The sequence below is a fragment of the Blautia marasmi genome, assembly GCF_900258535.1.
Taxonomy (GTDB): Bacteria; Bacillota; Clostridia; order Lachnospirales; family Lachnospiraceae; genus Blautia; species Blautia hominis.
The window spans coordinates 675,743-692,154 of record NZ_OIWX01000001.1; the positions used below are offsets into that span (position 1 = coordinate 675,743).

Annotated in this window: 12 protein-coding genes; 3 read left to right on the plus strand and 9 right to left on the minus strand. The window is 48.8% G+C overall.

The window, feature by feature from the left end:
* Window positions 1-14 precede the first annotated feature (14 nt).
* Window positions 15-3,788 (minus strand): diguanylate cyclase domain-containing protein, encoded by a 3,774-nt coding sequence (locus C6P39_RS02880; RefSeq protein WP_104802755.1) that lies wholly within the window; start codon window positions 3,786-3,788, stop codon window positions 15-17.
* 145 nt (window positions 3,789-3,933) lie between these two features.
* Here C6P39_RS02880 and C6P39_RS02885 point away from each other — a divergent pair, with 145 nt between their 5' ends.
* A complete protein-coding gene (locus tag C6P39_RS02885) occupies window positions 3,934-4,083 on the plus strand; it encodes a hypothetical protein (protein WP_330397270.1) in 150 nt (49 codons plus the stop codon).
* Here C6P39_RS02885 and C6P39_RS02890 read toward each other — a convergent pair.
* Window positions 4,070-5,206, minus strand: coding sequence for a tyrosine-type recombinase/integrase (locus C6P39_RS02890; RefSeq protein ID WP_104802756.1), 1,137 nt, complete (start codon window positions 5,204-5,206; stop codon window positions 4,070-4,072). The two genes, C6P39_RS02885 and C6P39_RS02890, sit on opposite strands and share 14 nt — an antisense overlap.
* Window positions 5,207-5,771: 565 nt before the next feature.
* Here C6P39_RS02890 and C6P39_RS02895 point away from each other — a divergent pair.
* Window positions 5,772-6,944: a GGDEF domain-containing protein gene (locus C6P39_RS02895; RefSeq protein ID WP_104802757.1), complete on the plus strand. Its 1,173-nt coding sequence runs from the start codon at window positions 5,772-5,774 to the stop codon at window positions 6,942-6,944.
* 68 nt (window positions 6,945-7,012) lie between these two features.
* Here C6P39_RS02895 and C6P39_RS02900 read toward each other — a convergent pair whose 3' ends face one another.
* Together C6P39_RS02900 and C6P39_RS02905 are read right to left on the minus strand one after the other, a co-directional pair.
* The gene (locus C6P39_RS02900; protein ID WP_095173424.1) at window positions 7,013-8,854 is read right to left on the minus strand and encodes an ABC transporter ATP-binding protein; all 1,842 of its coding nucleotides are present in this window, start codon (window positions 8,852-8,854) and stop codon (window positions 7,013-7,015) included.
* A 1-nt stretch (window position 8,855) separates the two neighbouring features.
* Window positions 8,856-10,637 carry an ABC transporter ATP-binding protein gene (locus C6P39_RS02905; RefSeq protein WP_104802758.1) on the minus strand — a complete coding sequence of 594 codons (1,782 nt, stop codon included), beginning with the start codon at window positions 10,635-10,637 and terminating at the stop codon, window positions 8,856-8,858.
* A 175-nt stretch (window positions 10,638-10,812) separates the two neighbouring features.
* On the opposite strand from C6P39_RS02905, the gene C6P39_RS02910 reads away from it, so the two are divergent.
* Window positions 10,813-11,679, plus strand: a complete 867-nt coding sequence (locus tag C6P39_RS02910) for an AraC family transcriptional regulator (RefSeq protein ID WP_104802759.1) — start codon at window positions 10,813-10,815, stop codon at window positions 11,677-11,679.
* Window positions 11,680-11,777: 98 nt separating this feature from the next.
* Here the strand turns inward: C6P39_RS02910 and C6P39_RS02915 are convergent, their stop codons facing one another.
* From C6P39_RS02915 to C6P39_RS02935, 5 genes are all read right to left on the minus strand, one after another.
* Window positions 11,778-12,743 (minus strand): DMT family transporter, encoded by a 966-nt coding sequence (locus tag C6P39_RS02915; RefSeq protein ID WP_104802760.1) that lies wholly within the window; start codon window positions 12,741-12,743, stop codon window positions 11,778-11,780.
* A complete protein-coding gene (locus C6P39_RS02920) occupies window positions 12,740-12,958 on the minus strand; it encodes a hypothetical protein (RefSeq protein ID WP_104802761.1) in 219 nt (72 codons plus the stop codon). Before C6P39_RS02920 ends, C6P39_RS02915 begins: the two co-directional genes overlap by 4 nt.
* 226 nt (window positions 12,959-13,184) lie before the next feature.
* A complete protein-coding gene (locus C6P39_RS02925; protein WP_104802762.1) occupies window positions 13,185-14,657 on the minus strand; it encodes an FGGY-family carbohydrate kinase in 1,473 nt (490 codons plus the stop codon).
* Window position 14,658: 1 nt separating this feature from the next.
* Window positions 14,659-15,588 (minus strand): transketolase family protein, encoded by a 930-nt coding sequence (locus C6P39_RS02930; RefSeq protein ID WP_104802763.1) that lies wholly within the window; start codon window positions 15,586-15,588, stop codon window positions 14,659-14,661.
* Complete coding sequence (locus tag C6P39_RS02935) at window positions 15,581-16,411, minus strand: transketolase (RefSeq protein WP_095173417.1); 831 nt, start codon at window positions 16,409-16,411, stop codon at window positions 15,581-15,583. Before C6P39_RS02935 ends, C6P39_RS02930 begins: the two co-directional genes overlap by 8 nt.
* Between the last annotated feature and the right edge of the window lies 1 nt (window position 16,412).

Sequence of the window (16,412 nt, forward strand, 5' to 3'; positions counted from 1 at the left end):
CCAGCAAATATTCTTTAAGTTAACGGACTGTCTCCTCTTTTATAATCTGATATATCCCGACAGCCTACAAGACAGGCTTTTTTCCTGTTCCATTCCACAATGGATGCATCTGCCAGTACCCACAGCTTCAAATAAGGATTATAAATCTCCATGGTACTCTGTCCGGTCTTTTTCGCATGTTTCATTACGCAGTTTTCACAGGGCTTCTCCCTGTGATAGAACACTTCATAACAGAGCTGTCCTGTTTCTGCTTCCGGCACCAGTTCTTTTGTCCTGCCATTTATGTATCTCAGTATATAAGTATTGGGGTCCAGAACATACAGCCAGACTCTCTGATGATCCAATACACTCTGCAGATTCACAACAGACTCTGCCAGCTCCTCCTGTGCCCTGTTTTTTAACAGGAAAACTGACAAGAGTCTGCCCAGAAATGTTAACGCCTCTATCTGTTCTTCTGTCCACAGCCTCCGTATTTTACAGTCATCAAATCCTACAAAACCGTAGAATACACCATCTTCACGAATTGCGTACTGAAGTGTGGACATAATAGACTGCTTCTCTAAAAGCTGCTGCTCCCAGCTCTTCAGTGACCGGATATTCTGGCAGTAGAAAAGCCCGTCATCGCCAAAATTGTCACGATAATCATGTCCGTCATCCACATAGGCAATATGCTGCAGTATCTCTTTCTGTGATTCCGTCCCGTCTGCGCACCATTCAAAGGTATTACTGCACCGCTGTCCATCCCTGCTACTCTCAAAAATGTAAATTCTGCTGATCCCGAAAAGCTCTCCCACCAGTGCCAGGATAGAGAGCACAGCCTGTTCAAAATCCTCTGCTCCATGTAAAATGTCAAATGCCCGGATGATCAAAAACGGAAGATTCCATTTTTTTGACAGGTTGGAATCAATCTCCGTGCGCCGGCCGGTATCCACTGCCACTCCGATGGGGCCTTTTCTCATCTCGTCGCGGTAGCACATATAGCGGTCCTTCCCAGCTGCCTTGGCCCGGTAAAGTGCTCTGTCCGCATGGTCAAACAGGATTTGAAAATCATTATCCGTTCCGCGGGAAAATGCAAGGCCGATGCTGCAGGAAAAAGCTTCCCCGTTCAGATTATCTTCAAGCATATTCTGCATGGTATGTATGATGTTCTCCGCTCTTTGTTCTGCAACACTTACCTGTTTCACATTAGGCATAAAAATCAAAAACTCATCGCCGCCGATTCTGGCAACCGTATCCTGGACCCGGAACAGGGCTGCGATCTTTGTGGCGATCTCTACCAGCACCGCGTCTCCGAACATATGCCCATACCGGTCATTGATCCGTTTAAAATCATCTACGTCCAAAAGCATCAGGGCAGAAAGGTCTTGGGAAGCGCATTCCCCAAGATGTGTCTCCACCCTTGTCTGGGCAGCGGCTTTGTTATAGAGGCCGGTCAGCACATCACGCGCAGCCCGCTCTTCCAATTCTCTGGACGCTTTCTTCTGGGAATCAATGTCCAGGATCACACCAACAACCTTGGAAGGCCTGCCGTCCAAGTCAAACTGTGTGGCTGCCCGTACTCTGCACCATTTGTACTTTCCCTCCGCGTCCGCGATCCGCAATTCTCCTTCCTTGCAGGATACGCCCGCAGACATGGCATCCATCATCTCCACAAATACCGGCATATCATCCGGATGCAAGTGGGAAGCCTTCGGCACGGACTCCCGGATCGTCTTTGTAATGGGAAGATATCCATACTGCTTCTCCCAGTTGGAGGAGAGATAAAGTTCATCACGGACTATATCCCATTCAAAGATAATATCATTGGTCTGCTCCATGATGATATTGTGGCGCTCCAGTGACAGCCGGAGTCTCTCCTCCGCCTGCCGTGACCGGGTGATATCCAGCAGAACACCACAGGCAGTTTCGGTGCCCTCCTCACTGACTATCATACATCGGTTGGAAACCCAGACGATCCGCCCGTCCTTGGCTGTGAGCCGATACTCCAGCTCCAGATTTTTCCCGGTGTTCCTCTGTTCCCGGAACTGCTTGAGGACTTTTTTGCGGTCTGCCGGATAAATGAGCTGCATCAGGCTGTTCTGAAACTTTTCCCCGATCTCTTTTTCCGAATATCCCACCAGGTCAGTCAGCCCTCTACTGACATGCAGTAAGGTAAACTCATGGTCGCACCTGTACTTCTGCATACCCCCAAAAAGCTGTTCCATCACTGGATCCTCTTTTGCTGCTTCTGGCCTGTACTCCGCTTTGGCTGTTTCCGGAAGTTCTGTCCCCTCCTTGTGCCACACGAGAAGCACCCTGCGCTGATGCGGAGCTTCCAGATTGATCCGGAGTATGGAAACCCTGCACCAAAGATAAGCACCTGTTCCCCTGTCAAGAATCCGGTATCTCTGTTCCCGCCAGGTCAGCCCCTCATCAAATAATTCCCGTATATAGCCGCCCAGAGGTTTCAGGGCCTCCGCCCTGTCCTCCGGATGTACCGCTGCCTGGACGAAAGCGCTGAGTGACTGCTCAAAACTCACTCCCGCGCGAAGGCTGACAAAATCCTGGTCCTGCAGATATACCAGATGGTATGTGCCTGTATTCAGATCCGCCTCCATAACCGTGGCATCCAGATACCGCAAAAGTGCAAAATACTTTAATTGACTTTGTTCCAGGGTATTCTCCCTGTCAGCCAGAAGCGGCGCTTCCGGAGCAGGCGGTGTTTCCCTTCCCTGTTCCGCAGACAGCCCGTCTGCATACTGCTCAGAGAGCTGTGCAAACGAAGCCCTGACATTTTTAAAGCTTTCCAAAAGCCTTTGAGAAAATGTCCCGCATTCCCCGTTCAGGATCATACTGCACGCCTGACCCGGGGGGATCGCCTTTTTGTATACCCGGTCCGTAGTCAGTGCATCATAGCAGTCGGCAATGGCAACTACCTGGGCACAGATCGGAATGGTACTGCCTTTCAAACCATCCGGATATCCCCTGCCGTCCCACCGTTCATGATGATATCTGCATATCTGATATGCATACTGCAGGTATTCCCTGTCCTGCAGACGGTCAAGCCCTGAGAGGATTTCACATCCCTTCAGGGTATGGGTCTTCATGACCTCGAATTCCTCGTCTGTGAGTCTTCCGGGCTTGTTCAGAATTCTGTCAGGAATGGCAATTTTTCCAATATCATGCATGGAAGATGCTTCCGCGATCAGACGGATCTTCCGTCCGTCCAGGTTATATTCCTGGTAATTTTCAGCTACATCTTCCAGAAGGATCTTTGTAAACATTCGGATCCGCCGGATATGCTGGCCGGACTCCAGGCTTCTGTATTCGATCACGGAAGAGAGCATATCAATAACAGCAGCATTGGATTCCTGTGCCCGCACTGCCTGTTCTTCCACCAGCGCCTCCAGGCTGCGGCGGTATCTGCCCAGTTCTATAATGTTCTTCACACGGCTCTTAACAACATCCGGCTCAAAAGGCTTTGCTATAATATCGGATGCTCCCAGTTCAAACACTTTTACCCTGTTGTCATTACTGTCATCCGCGGTAATGACAATGACAGGCGCATGGTACAGCAATTCCCCCTGCCGCATCTCCTCCAGGACTTCATAACCATCCTTTTCCGGCATGACCAAGTCGAGAAGAACCACTGTTATGGAATCATGGTACTGCCGCAGCAGCATCATAGCCTGTTCTCCGTTCTCCGCTTCCAGCAGATTATACTCCGTTTCAAACAGGTTTCTGAGTATAGCCCGGTTGATCTCCGCATCATCCGCGATCAGAATTGTCTCCTGCTTTGTCGTACCCATCACTCCTCACTCATTTCCTACTGCTGTCTCCTATGAAACCCACAACCTTGTTCATGTTCATTCCTTTCGATTATAGCATACGGTTTTTAAATCCTCAACTGACTTGTGATATTTTAGGTCAAATATATTTCTTCTGACCTTTTCCATGACACTGAATTTAGCGGCTGTCATACTGGCAGCCGCAGGGGTTCTGAATCCGGTTATTGGCGAACTGGTACATAATGCCGGGTCTGTGATCGTGATGATCAACTCTGCGTTTCTGCTGCGGTGGAGGAAAAATTTCAAGGTGTTGTGAGCTGATTCATATATTCACGCTTTGTCTCAGCCTGTATATGTACATAAAGATCAAGTGTTGTCTTCACGGAAGTATGTCCCAAAATCTCCGACAGGGATTTTGTGTCAAACCCCTGCTCAATCCAGCGGCAGGAGAACTGGTGACGGAGGGAATGGATCTTTATGTGTGGTATCTGGCATTTTTTCAGAAGGGCCGCATACCTTCGCTGGACTGTGCGGGGTTCCACACAATTTTCCGTACCTGTCAGGAGAAAGCATCCGCCATTTTTCTTTAATGCTGTGCCAATTGACAGCAGCCGGTCCGGAAGGGGGATCTCACGCATGGAAGTAGAGGTCTTAGGCGTACCGATGTTGAGCCGCGTCCGCGGGCATACCCCCTGCCCCTCTGTAAGGGTCATATCCAGGTTCTTTACACGTGTCACGGTCCGGCGGATATAGATTTTGCGGTGGTTAAGATCTATGTCCTCCCATTTCAGTCCGCACAGCTCCCCCACACGTATGCCCGTATACATGCACAAAAGAATACCGAAAGTAAATGGATCTGTGCCTTCACTCAGGCAGGCATCCAGTTTTCTGAAATCCTCTTTGCTCATGATCTGGATCTCCTTCCCCCCTGCAGGAATGCGCGGAAACTTCAGAAGTTCACCGGGAAAGCAACCTAACTCCTGTCCGTAATTCAGTATGTTCTTCAGAACGCCCATGATCACATGTATACTTCCGTAGGACATTCCCTTCTCCATCTCCCGCTGGACAAAACTTAAAAGCGTACGGTTCGTGATTTTTCTCACAGAGGTCTCCCCCAGCGCAGGAAGGATATGATTCTCCAGTATCTCACCGTAATTTGAATAGGTGCTTTCCTTGACTGTGTAACGGATATGATTTTTCCAATGCACGCTTACCGTACAGATCCTGTCATCCTCCAGCAGAGCAGAGGGCTGGCTGCCGTATGCAAAAAAGGCCGGATATTCTGATATCTTTCTTATCTTCTTCTCCTTAACCTCTTTGTATGACTTGCCATACAGATAACCGTACCTGATCTTGCCGTTCATATCCCGCCCTTTCATATAGCGGGCCTCCCAACGGCCGTCTTTCCTTTTCCTGATGTTTTCACCTTTTCTTGACATTTTGACCTCCTTGACCACTTTTCTGTCCACTCATTGTCGGCTGCTGCATTCACGAAAAGGCTTTGTTCTTAATTTTTGACATAGCGGGGCTGTTTAGCTGCCCTTCCTATGCTAAATGATTTGATAAAATATTTGTTTTTTTGATCTATTGATCTTAAAGCCTTTTCGCGTTAAACTAAAGTTTGTCTAATGATGGAAAAATTTTGTTTCCTATTTTCCATCACTCAGATGTCACGTCTCAGAAATCAAGGTGAAGCAGAAAAGCCCCTGCCGTACAGACACTCCCTGCGCAATGATAAAAATTAATTTATGTTATTAAAAAAAGCCATTACCTCAACTTTTGTTGGCAATGACTTTCATTGTTATGGTTAAATCTTACTTTCAATAGTTTCTCATAAGGATAAATATTTTGTCAATTCCTTCTACTATAAAATACCCATTTTCAGGATATCACTATGCACAGCAGCCGGTCGGCACAATTTTTCTATGCTTTCTTTTGCTTTTCAACATAATCTATTATATAATATAAAAGAATCAGATCATTCGTTTACATAGAGGATTTCCAATGTTAAAAGAAAAATTACATTCTCTTATCCGCTTTCCTTACGAGGAAAAATACCGTGACCAGCTGGAGCTGGAAATGGTATCTTTAAATTATAGATCCGAACGGACCATCGCCTTTTTTATGCTGGTCATGCAGTTATTTATGATCATAGTCTTTACCTTCCGTCCCGGCAGTATCTTTTACAGTTACCGGAGGCTGCGTTATGCCATAGCCTACGCCGTACTGGCTGTCGGACTGATCGTACTGTTGACTATACATAAGCGCGCCCAAAACAACTGGCGGCTGCATGCAAGACTCTGCACCGCCTTCGGGATACTGCTGGTCTTCTGGATCAGCTTCATCTCCTATCTGGATGCTCTGGGTGATCTGAGCATTGTTGTATACTGCTCTTTTCTCCCCATGATGGCCGCCTTCCTCATGCTGCCGCCACATATTTTAAGTATCCTGCATATACTTACCTGTATCCTGACAAACTGCCTGGTACTCTTGACCCCTTACGGACAGGAAAATATGTTCAGTACACTGATAAACAGCAGCTTCATCTGCCTGTTATCCATTGTTTATTCCTACCGCCTGTACCACGCCCGTCTGACCGGTATCTATGATAAGATCATCATTGACCAGAAAAACCAACAGTTGGAGGCAGCCAATGAAAAGCTGGACCGTCTGTCTATGACAGATACCCTGACCACCCTTGGCAACAGACGCTACCTGGAAGAATCCGTGAAATCTCCTCTTGAAAAATACGGTGTACATATGGGTTCCCTGGCGGTTCTGCTGCTGGACATTGACTTTTTCAAACAGTACAATGACCGCTATGGCCATCAGCAGGGAGATGTATGTCTCAAGACTGTCGCCTCTGTCTTATCTTCCTTTTCAAAACAGGAGGATTTTCAAGCGGTCCGGTATGGAGGGGAAGAGTTTGTACTGGTGACAACCGGCCTTTCCGCTGAGGAGATCATGGCAAAAGCGGAACAGATCCGCATGTCTGTGGCATCCACCCAAATAGCCGCCCCACAGAAGATCAATACCTCCGTGACTGTCAGCATTGGCGTCTCTTATCATGCATCATGGAAACCCGGCCTTCTGGAAACGGCTATAGAGGAGGCTGACAGGGCACTGTACCGGGCAAAACAAAACGGACGCAACAAGACCATTTTATTTACAGATTAATGTTTGAGAACTTAAAAAAATCCCGCCGGGCTTACCATATAAGCAGCCGACGGGATTTTCTTTCCCTGTTACATTCCATTATCTCCAGCTAAAATCTGCATTGCCGATTCTTCCTCGAACTGCCTGGAATACAGATCATAATAATATCCTTTCTGTCTTAACAGCTCTCTGTGGCTTCCCTCCTCAATGATTTTACCGTCTTTCACCACCAGGATCAAATCTGCCTGACGGATGGTGGAAAGCCTGTGGGCTATGACAAAAGAGGTATGCCCCTTCAGAAGCTGGTCCGTGGCTTCCTGTATCAACTGTTCCGTCTGGGTATCAATGGAGGACGTGGCCTCATCCAGCACGAAAATACTGGGATTCGCCAGAATCGCCCGGGCAAAAGATATCAATTGCTTCTCTCCTGTGGACAGCCTGCCTCCGCTCTCCCCCACATTACTCTCATACCCCTTTTCCAGCTTGCCTGCCACAATATCCGCGGAAACCTTCCTTGCGGCCTCCCGGACCTCCTCGTCCGTGGCCTCCAGGCGCCCGTACCGGATATTATCATAAAGCGTACCGGAAAACAGATGGGGATTCTGCAGCACATACCCGATCTGGCTGTGCAGCCAGAGCTGTGACCGCTCCCGGTAATCTTTTCCGTCAATGAGGATACGCCCTTTGGTAGGTTCAAAAAACCTGCCCAGCAGATTCACCAGGGTGGATTTTCCTGCCCCGGTCTCCCCCACAATAGCCACATTCATTCCCGCAGGCACATGCAGATTGAAATGTTCCAGCACATATTCTTTTCCGTCGGGATACCGGAAAGATACATCCTCAAAGACAATATCTCCCTCTATCCTCTCCCAGTTCTCCTTCTTTGCCTCAAACATATCCCCGTATCTTTCAATCACTTCCGGCGCATCTGTTACATTGGGCTGCTGCTCCAGCAGATCCATAACACGCTCAATACTGGCCTGGCAGGAGATCAGATCCGCCAAAAGACGGGCGAGCTGCTGTATCGGCTCGAAAATGACCACCGCATAAGAAATAAACACAGACAGGGTTCCAAGCTGCATCACCTGGCTCTGCACCATATATCCTCCCCTTGCCAGCACAATAGCTGCTGCCACGGAGCTGAAAAATAATATGGTCGGAATATACACTGCGTTCAGCATGGCAGATTTGGTTGCCGCCTGATGCATATTTTTTGTAATACTGCGGAAATTCTTCTGGTTATCCTCCTCGATCACCATACTTTTTGAGGTCCTCACCCCTGTGATCCCCTCATTATAGGCACTGGTGATCTGGGAATTGACCTTTCTCACCCTTCTGTTCCAGTGAAGGATCTTATTCTGGAAATACACGGTGAGGACTGCAATACAGGGCACCACCAGCATGATGATAAGCGCCAGTTTCCAGTTGAGCAGAAACATGATCACAAACACACTGACCACATAGATAAATGCCCAGAACATATCCACCAGTCCCCATGCGATCATTCCCGCTATCTTCAGGGTATCACTCATGACCCTGGCATGGATATAGCCTACCGGGGTGGTATTATAATAGGAAAACGACAAAGTCTGAAGATGCTCAAACTGCGCTTTCTTCAAATCTTTCCCCACACTCATCTCAATGGTGGTGGCTGCGTGGACAGACAGATACACGGATACCGTCTGTGTCACTATCATTGCCACATAGACCAAAGCAAAAATATTCAGCCCTTTTAATGTGTTCAGTGCAATAAAATGGTCGATGGCATAGCTCTGAAACAAAGGAACCAGCACATCAATCCCTGCCAGGATCAGATTCAGGCCAATGGTAATGGCAAAGAATTTCGTATACGGTTTAAAAAAGGGCAGCATTTTAGCCCATGTCTTAAAGCTGAAGGGTTTGTTATAATCTTGTTCTTCGTATGCCGCCATTTTACACCTCCATCTGCATTCTGTCGTCCTGGCTCATCTGGATATCATAAATCTTCCTGTAGATCCCCTGTTGTTTGATCAGCTCCTGATGGGTTCCAATCTCCTCAATGCTTCCCTGGTTCAGCACCATGATCTTGTCAGCGCTCATCAGTGTGGTCACCCTGTGGGAGATGAGGATCACAGTGGCATCTCTCCGGTTCTCCAGAAGCGCCTTCCTGATCTTGGAATCTGTCTGGGAATCCACGGCTGAAAGAGAGTCATCAAATACCATAATGGGTGCTTTCTGCAGCAGCATCCTGGCTATGGCGATCCTCTGCCTCTGGCCACCTGACAGGGTTACTCCCCTCTCACCCACCAGGGTTTCATACCCATCCGGGAAGTTCATGATAGCCTCATCAATGCAGGCTATTTTAGCCGCCTGCCTGATCTCCTCAAAGGAAGCCTCCGGCACAGATGCCGCTATGTTTTCTTTGATGGTCCTGGAATAGAGAAACGGTTCCTGGAGCACCATTCCTACATTCTTTCTGATCCATTCCAGCGGAATCTCACTGATGTTTTTTCCGCCCAGCGTTATATTTCCCTGCCCTTCCTCCAGCTCATACAGCCGGTTGAGAAGCTGCATGATCGTGGACTTGCCGCTGCCGGTACCGCCCAGGATTCCCAGCGTACTGCCCTGGGGGATGGAGAACGTAACATCGGAAAGCACCTCTTTTCCATCCTTATATCCGTAGTTTACATGAGAAAATCCTATGTCAAAGCCCTGATCCCGGCTTTGGTCCTCATACTCCTTTTTATCCTGATAAGCCTCTTCCTCGGCCCCTATGATATAATCCACACGCTCAAAGGAAACGCCCGCCTTACTCATGTCCGAGAGGATTCGTCCAAGCCCCCGGATAGGCCAGACTAAAGTTGTATTATAAGAAGCAAACGCAATAAATTCTCCCACAGAGATATTCCCGTGTACAGCCTCCGCTGCCCCAAGAACGATCACTGCAACCACCTGCAGGCCGGTGATCAGATCCCCGATTCCCCAGTAAAGCCCTGACAAGGTACCAAGCTTGATCCACAACTCTGCAAACGCATTATTTTTCTCATAAAAACGTTCCATCTCAAACTTTTCTCTTCCGAAGGCCCGCACCACCCTGACACCTGTGGCATTCTCCTGCACAACGGTGGACAATTCCCCTTCCGCTTCATCGGCTGTAGTAAAACGCCCTGCGATCAGACGGTAGAAAATGGTGGAGTACAGTGCCACCACCGGCACAAAACACAGCACGATAAAAGAAAGCTTCACATTCATGGAAAACATCATCCCGAACGAGACCGCAACCAAAAATACGGTACGGAACACCTCCAAAAGCTGGGTCACCACAAAGTTTCTGATAACCTCCACATCTGAAGTACAGCGCTGTATGATATCTCCTGTCTGGTGTCTGTCATGCCATTCCATGGGAAGCCTCTGCACATGAGAAAACAAGGCGTCTCTCATGTTCTTTGCAAAATTCTCACCGGCTTTTGCCGTGTAGGCACGGCTTAAAAAAAGTGCCGCTCCGGAAAAAAGTGCCACTCCTACCAGCATCAGTGCCATGATCCACAAATGCTCTGATAAATATTTATATTTATCCCCGCCCAGCACAGAGTCCACGGTAAACCGGAAAATCTGGGGTGTCAGGGAATTTAAACCGGTCGTGACCAGCGAGGCTAACACTGCCACCAAAAAATATTTCTTGGACCCCTGGAAAAACCGCATTACCAGGTCCGCTTTTCTATGTTTTTTACTCATGATCCTCCTTAACCTGCCTCATTCGTTTTTGTACTATCTCCATAATAATCTGGATTGCGTATATATTCAATATCTATATCATTTTCTCTTCATCCATGCTATAATCTTCGCAGTAAAACCGGATAGGAATATAGCATAAGGAATCGTTAATAGGATTTCACTTAGGAGAGAAAATATGTTTATCCAATACAATAATCTGGATATTAATTTTACCATTGGCAGCACCCGGTTCCGCACCCTCAATATCGCATATGAACACCTGCACCGCATCATCCCCAGCCACAGCCACGGAGACAACAGCTATGAGATCCACTATGTAGTATCCGGCAGGGGATACATAAAAGTGGGGGAACTGACATACGAGATCACCCCCAATACCCTCTATCTGGCAGGCCCTCATGTGGCCCATGCCCAGATATCCGTACAGGGTGATCCCATGGTGGACTACTGCATTTATCTGAGACTGCGGCGCACCTCCCCAGGTGAAAAAAGAACCGATGACCTGGACCGCCTGTTTACCGAGAAGACCTTCTGGATCGGACAGGACAACTGCCAGATAAAAAATACCCTGGAACAGCTATTCCGGGAGTTAAAGGAACAGAAAACAGGCTACACCGTCTACGTGGAGACCCTGCTGCGGCAGCTTATTGTGCAGATGATACGCAACTATCAGGGCGGCCAAAAGGCCCGCCACCACGTCAAGCCCGCAACACCGGCAGAAGCCCAGGATTTTATCATTGAGGAATCCTTTCTGTACGACTATCCTGTTCTCACACTGGAACAGCTTGCGGACAGACTGGGTCTTGGGTGCAGGCAGACCGAACGTCTCATGCAGGACATATACGGCAAAACATTTCTGCAGAAAAAAGGAGACGCCCGCATGTCGGCAGCCTCCATACTGCTTACCTATTCAGACCGCAGCATCTCCTCCATCGCTGAGGAGCTGGGTTATTCGTCAGTGGAGCATTTCTCTGCAGCGTTCCGGAAATACTACAAGAAAAGTGCCCGCCAATACCGGAAAGAAAACCGGGACCATCCATAAGGGGATGACCTTTTGTTGTTACAACAGGCACATCTGTGAGCAGCGGATCTTCGCTGTGCACAGGTGTGCCTGATCAGACCACCGGTTCTTTCTTTTGCCTATCCATTTGCTGTTGTATGCACTTCCATTTTCTCCGCTTTCTGGTAATTCAAAAGGAAGATGCCTGCGCATACCAGCAGAAGGGCAGTCACGATCTTCCATCCCTCCGCCTGATTCTTTTCGTGCAGGAAAACAGAGGACAGGATAACCCCAAACACGGGATTCGTGAATCCGAAAATGGCGATCCTGGATACCGGATGGTGTTTCAGCAAAATCCCCCAGACGGAAAACGCTACAGAGGAAATAAGCGCCAGATACACCAACATGACCACGCCTTGGAAGGAAACCGTATGGATACGCCCCCCAAGCACAAAACCGCATCCCATCATAACAAGTCCGCCAAGCATAAACTGGTATCCGCTTAAAACCACAGGGTCTTCATCCCTCGAATATATTTTGAGAAGACTGGACGCAAAGGCATAGGCAGTTACAGACACCAGAAGGAATCCTTCACCGTTTATCTTAAGCCCTGCCCCCATGCCGCCCCCATTTAAATTTACCAGTACCACACCGGCAAATCCCACTATACAGGCCGCTATCTTCTTCCCGGTCAGCTTTTCCTGACGGAAGATCAAACTGGCGACCAAGATACTCAAAAAGGTATTGGAAGCCGTTATAATGGAGCCTTTCACACCGGTAGTATGAGCCAGCCCCAGATAAAAAAACACATATTGTAAAATCGTCTGAAACATTGACAGCTTCACAATGTTTCCCCATGACCTTCTCTTTGGCACCAGCACCTTTCTCGCAAGGATACTTCCAAATACCACAGCCAGCAGTCCTGCCAGTGCGAAACGCATACCCGCAAATAAAATCTGGGATGCCGGGCTGTCTCCCGGTATCTCAAAAAGTTGGTAACCTATTTTTATACTTGGAAAGGCGCTTCCCCACAGTGCATTGCACAAAACAGCAAGCCCGCAGACCACCCAGGCCTTTTCCAGCATAGGTTTTTTGAATGTATTCATTTCTCCGTGTTCTCCTCTTCCGGCACACGGTAATCCTTCAGAATCACGTCCGCAAATTCTTCTTTCACATGAAACTCCTCTATAAGACTTTCTTTGACCAGCTCTCTGGCTGCCTTTAGCTGTCTGCAGGTCTCCAGCATTGCAGGTATTGTAGTCTCCAGCCTTCTCTCTTCCTCAAACTCCCGGCTGTTTTCCAGTTCATCACACGCCTGCATAAATCCTCCTCGCTTTCTTCCGTACATAAACGACTGTTTCTCCGATGCTTATCAGCCCGGAAAAATCTACAAGATATATTATTCAGTATAGAGGATATTGTCTCATTTGGCAAGTCAAGCTTTGCTTTGGCTGGCTGCTCACAGGAATAAAATGATCTTCCGCACACCGGGAATTGAAAAAGGCGTATCCGCAAACGGGATACGCCCTGGTTTCTTTCTGTTTCTTTTACTTTTTCAGCACCATTTCCACCGCATTTTTCCACCCGGAATATTTCTTATCCACAAGGCTTTTTTCCATCTGCGGTTCAAAAGAAGTCCTCCTCATTTTCGCAAAAAGTTCTTCCTTTTTGTAGATGCCAAGACCAATACCTGCAGCATAGGCGGCACCGATCCCGGACAGTTCCTCGGCTTCGGGTACCTGTACCGGTATGCCTGCCATGTCACTTTGAAACTGCATCAGATATGTATTTTTTGTGGGACCGCCGTCCACTCTCAGTTCCCGGATGGGTATCCCCGCATCCTCCTCCATGGCCTTTAAAATGTCAGTGATCTGATACGCGATACAGTCAAGCCCTGCCCGCACGATCTCCGCTTTCCCTGTGGTCCTGGTGATCCCGCAGAGGATTCCTGTGGCCGCACTGTCCCAGTACGGAGCCCCAAGACCGGTAAAGGCCGGAACAAAATACGTGCTGTCCTCAGGCACTGCCTGCCGTGCCAGACATTCCGTCCGGGCTGCGGACTCCACCATCTCCAGGTCATTCTGCAGCCAGCTTATCACGGCTCCGGTATAATTTATATTTCCCTCCAGCACGTAGTTTACCTGCCCGTCCATTCCCCAGGCCAGGGAGGAAACCAATCCGTGGCTGCTAAATACCGGTGATCTTCCCACATTCATCATCACGGAGGAGCCGGTGCCATAAGTGGCTTTTACCATTCCCTCCTCCAGGCATCCCTGCCCGAAAAGTGCTCCGTGAGAGTCCCCCAGCACCCCGTGGATGGGTACCGGTCTCTCTAAAAAACCATCAAAGTCCGTCTCTCCATAATACCCGCCTGAGTCTGTAACCTTTGGCAGGTTTTCTGCCGGAATCCCAAAGACATTGCAGATATCCTCATCCCAGGCAAGTGTCCTGATATTGAAAAGCTGGGTCCGTGAGGCATTGGAGTAATCCGTCCGGTAATGTTGACCGCCGGTGAGTCGGTATACAAGAAAACTGTCCATGGTCCCATAACACAGATTTCCCTCCCTGGCCGCCTGCCCGGCACCTTCCGCATGTTCCAGGATCCAGGCAATCTTGGCCGCTGAAAAATAAGGGGAAAGATTCAGGCCGGTCCGCTCTCTTATCATATCCGCCCGGTCTGCAAGCCTGTCGCAGATATCCCTGCCCCTTGCACACTGCCAGACCACAGCGTTATATACAGGCCTGCCGTCTCTTGTCCATGCAAGGGCCGTTTCCCTCTGGTTGCTGATGCCCACACCGGTTATCCGTTCCTTATCTATGCCGGCCTTCTTCACCACATTCTTTACAGACCGGATGGTATTTCTGTATATCTCCTCCGGATCGTGCTCCACCCATCCTTTGCTGTCAATGATCTGTCTGTGAGGCAGGTCCGCACGGGCAAGGAGTGCTCCCTGGCTATCAAAAAGCAGTGCTTTTGTCCCCTGGGTACTCTGGTCGATTCCCAGTATATATCTCTCCATATCAAACCAACTCCCTGGCTTTTTTGGCTATTCCTTCCGCATTTAATCCGTAGTAGTCAAAGACTTCTTTGGACGTTCCCGTGATTACGGCTGCATCCGGCAGGGACAGGTTCACAACTTTTTTCGGACACTCACTTCCCACAGTCTGGCTTACCATACTGCCAAGACCGCCGAAGGGGGCGTGTTCTTCCACTGTGATAACAGCTTTCACACCGGATACGATCTGCATCAGGGTATCTTTGTCAAAGGGTTTTACACAGTACATATCCAGTACAGCGGCCCTGATCCCCTCTTTTTCCAGGATATCTGCTGCGTCAAGAGCCGGCTTCACCATCTCTCCGCACGCCACCACCGCCAAGTCTTTTCCCTCTTTCACCACAGTGGCCTTATCCATTTCAAAAGGACAGTTTCCCTCTTCGTATACATCCTCCACCGCGTTTCTTCCCACGCGGATATAGGCCGGTTTTTCATCCCCAAGCAGGGCCTCTGTCAGGCACCTGGTCTGATTTCTGTCACTGGGTATGTATACCCTCATATTGGGAACTGCCGCCATAGCTGCAATATCCTGTGCAGAGTGGTGGCTCATGCCGAGGGCACCGTAACTGATGCCGCCGCTGATGCCTATCAGCTTTACATTGGTATTGGAATATGCCACATCCACTTTTGCCTGCTCATAGCTTCTGGTGGATAAAAAACAGGCCGGGGATACTGCATAGGCTTTCTTCCCGCATTTTGCCAGGCCTGCGGAAATACTGACAAGATTCTGTTCCGCAATTCCCACCTCAACAAACTGTTCCGGATAAGTATCCGCAAAGGGTGTCATAGACGCGGATCCCCTGGAGTCGCTGCACAGCACTACAATGTCCTTGTCTGTCTTTGCATTCTCCATTAATACCCGGCAGATTTCCTGCTTATTTGCTATTTTATTCATGAAGGGCAGCCTCCTTTTTTGCAGCGAAATCGCTGATGATCTGGTTATATTCCTCCTGTGTGGGCACTTTGTGATGCCAGTTTGCCTTGTTTTCCATAACAGGGGAACCAAAACCCTTTGTGGTATTGGCAATGATGACACTTGGTCTTCCTTTTGTCTCTGCCGCCTGGGAAAAGGCCTGCAAAAGTGCATCCATGTCATTCCCACTGACGTTTATGACCTGCCACCCAAAAGAAGAAAAGCGCTCTGCCAGGTCATCATGCCCCATCACATCCTCCGTACAACCGGATATCTGCAGCCTGTTTCTGTCCACCACGGCACAGAGATTGTCCAGATGATACTGGCTGGCAGCCATGGCGCCTTCCCACACAGAGCCTTCTGCCAGCTCACCGTCCCCCATGACGGTGTACACTCTGTACTCTTTTTTATTCATTTTTCCGGCCAGAGCCATTCCCACACACACGGGAAGGCCGTGACCAAGAGAACCGGAATTCATTTCAATACCCGGAAGTTTATTGTTCGGATGTCCGATGTAAGAGGAACCGAATTTTGAGAATTTTTCTTTTACATCATCCAAATCCAGAAATCCCTTTGCACACAGCACCGCGTAATAAGCCTCCATGGAATGTCCCTTACTGAGGACAAAACGGTCCCTGTCCGGGTCATCCGCGTTTTGGGGTGAAACATTCATAACACGGAAGTAAAGGGCTGTCAGGATTTCCATAACGCTCATATCTCCTCCGATATGCCCTCCCTTTCCGGCCATGATAATATCAACCGTGTCTTTGCGCAGATCAAACACTTTCGCTTTCAGATTTTCCATC

Bases quoted from the DNA above. Each gene is read 5' to 3' on its own strand.
- C6P39_RS02880 (WP_104802755.1), bottom strand. From the start codon at position 3,788: ATGGGTACGACAAAGCAGGAGACAATTCTGATCGCGGATGATGCGGAG.
- C6P39_RS02885 (WP_330397270.1), top strand. From the start codon at position 3,934: ATGACACTGAATTTAGCGGCTGTCATACTGGCAGCCGCAGGGGTTCTG.
- C6P39_RS02890 (WP_104802756.1), bottom strand. From the start codon at position 5,206: ATGTCAAGAAAAGGTGAAAACATCAGGAAAAGGAAAGACGGCCGTTGG.
- C6P39_RS02895 (WP_104802757.1), top strand. From the start codon at position 5,772: ATGTTAAAAGAAAAATTACATTCTCTTATCCGCTTTCCTTACGAGGAA.
- C6P39_RS02900 (WP_095173424.1), bottom strand. From the start codon at position 8,854: ATGGCGGCATACGAAGAACAAGATTATAACAAACCCTTCAGCTTTAAG.
- C6P39_RS02905 (WP_104802758.1), bottom strand. From the start codon at position 10,637: ATGAGTAAAAAACATAGAAAAGCGGACCTGGTAATGCGGTTTTTCCAG.
- C6P39_RS02910 (WP_104802759.1), top strand. From the start codon at position 10,813: ATGTTTATCCAATACAATAATCTGGATATTAATTTTACCATTGGCAGC.
- C6P39_RS02915 (WP_104802760.1), bottom strand. From the start codon at position 12,743: ATGAATACATTCAAAAAACCTATGCTGGAAAAGGCCTGGGTGGTCTGC.
- C6P39_RS02920 (WP_104802761.1), bottom strand. From the start codon at position 12,958: ATGCAGGCGTGTGATGAACTGGAAAACAGCCGGGAGTTTGAGGAAGAG.
- C6P39_RS02925 (WP_104802762.1), bottom strand. From the start codon at position 14,657: ATGGAGAGATATATACTGGGAATCGACCAGAGTACCCAGGGGACAAAA.
- C6P39_RS02930 (WP_104802763.1), bottom strand. From the start codon at position 15,588: ATGAATAAAATAGCAAATAAGCAGGAAATCTGCCGGGTATTAATGGAG.
- C6P39_RS02935 (WP_095173417.1), bottom strand. From the start codon at position 16,411: ATGGAAAATCTGAAAGCGAAAGTGTTTGATCTGCGCAAAGACACGGTT.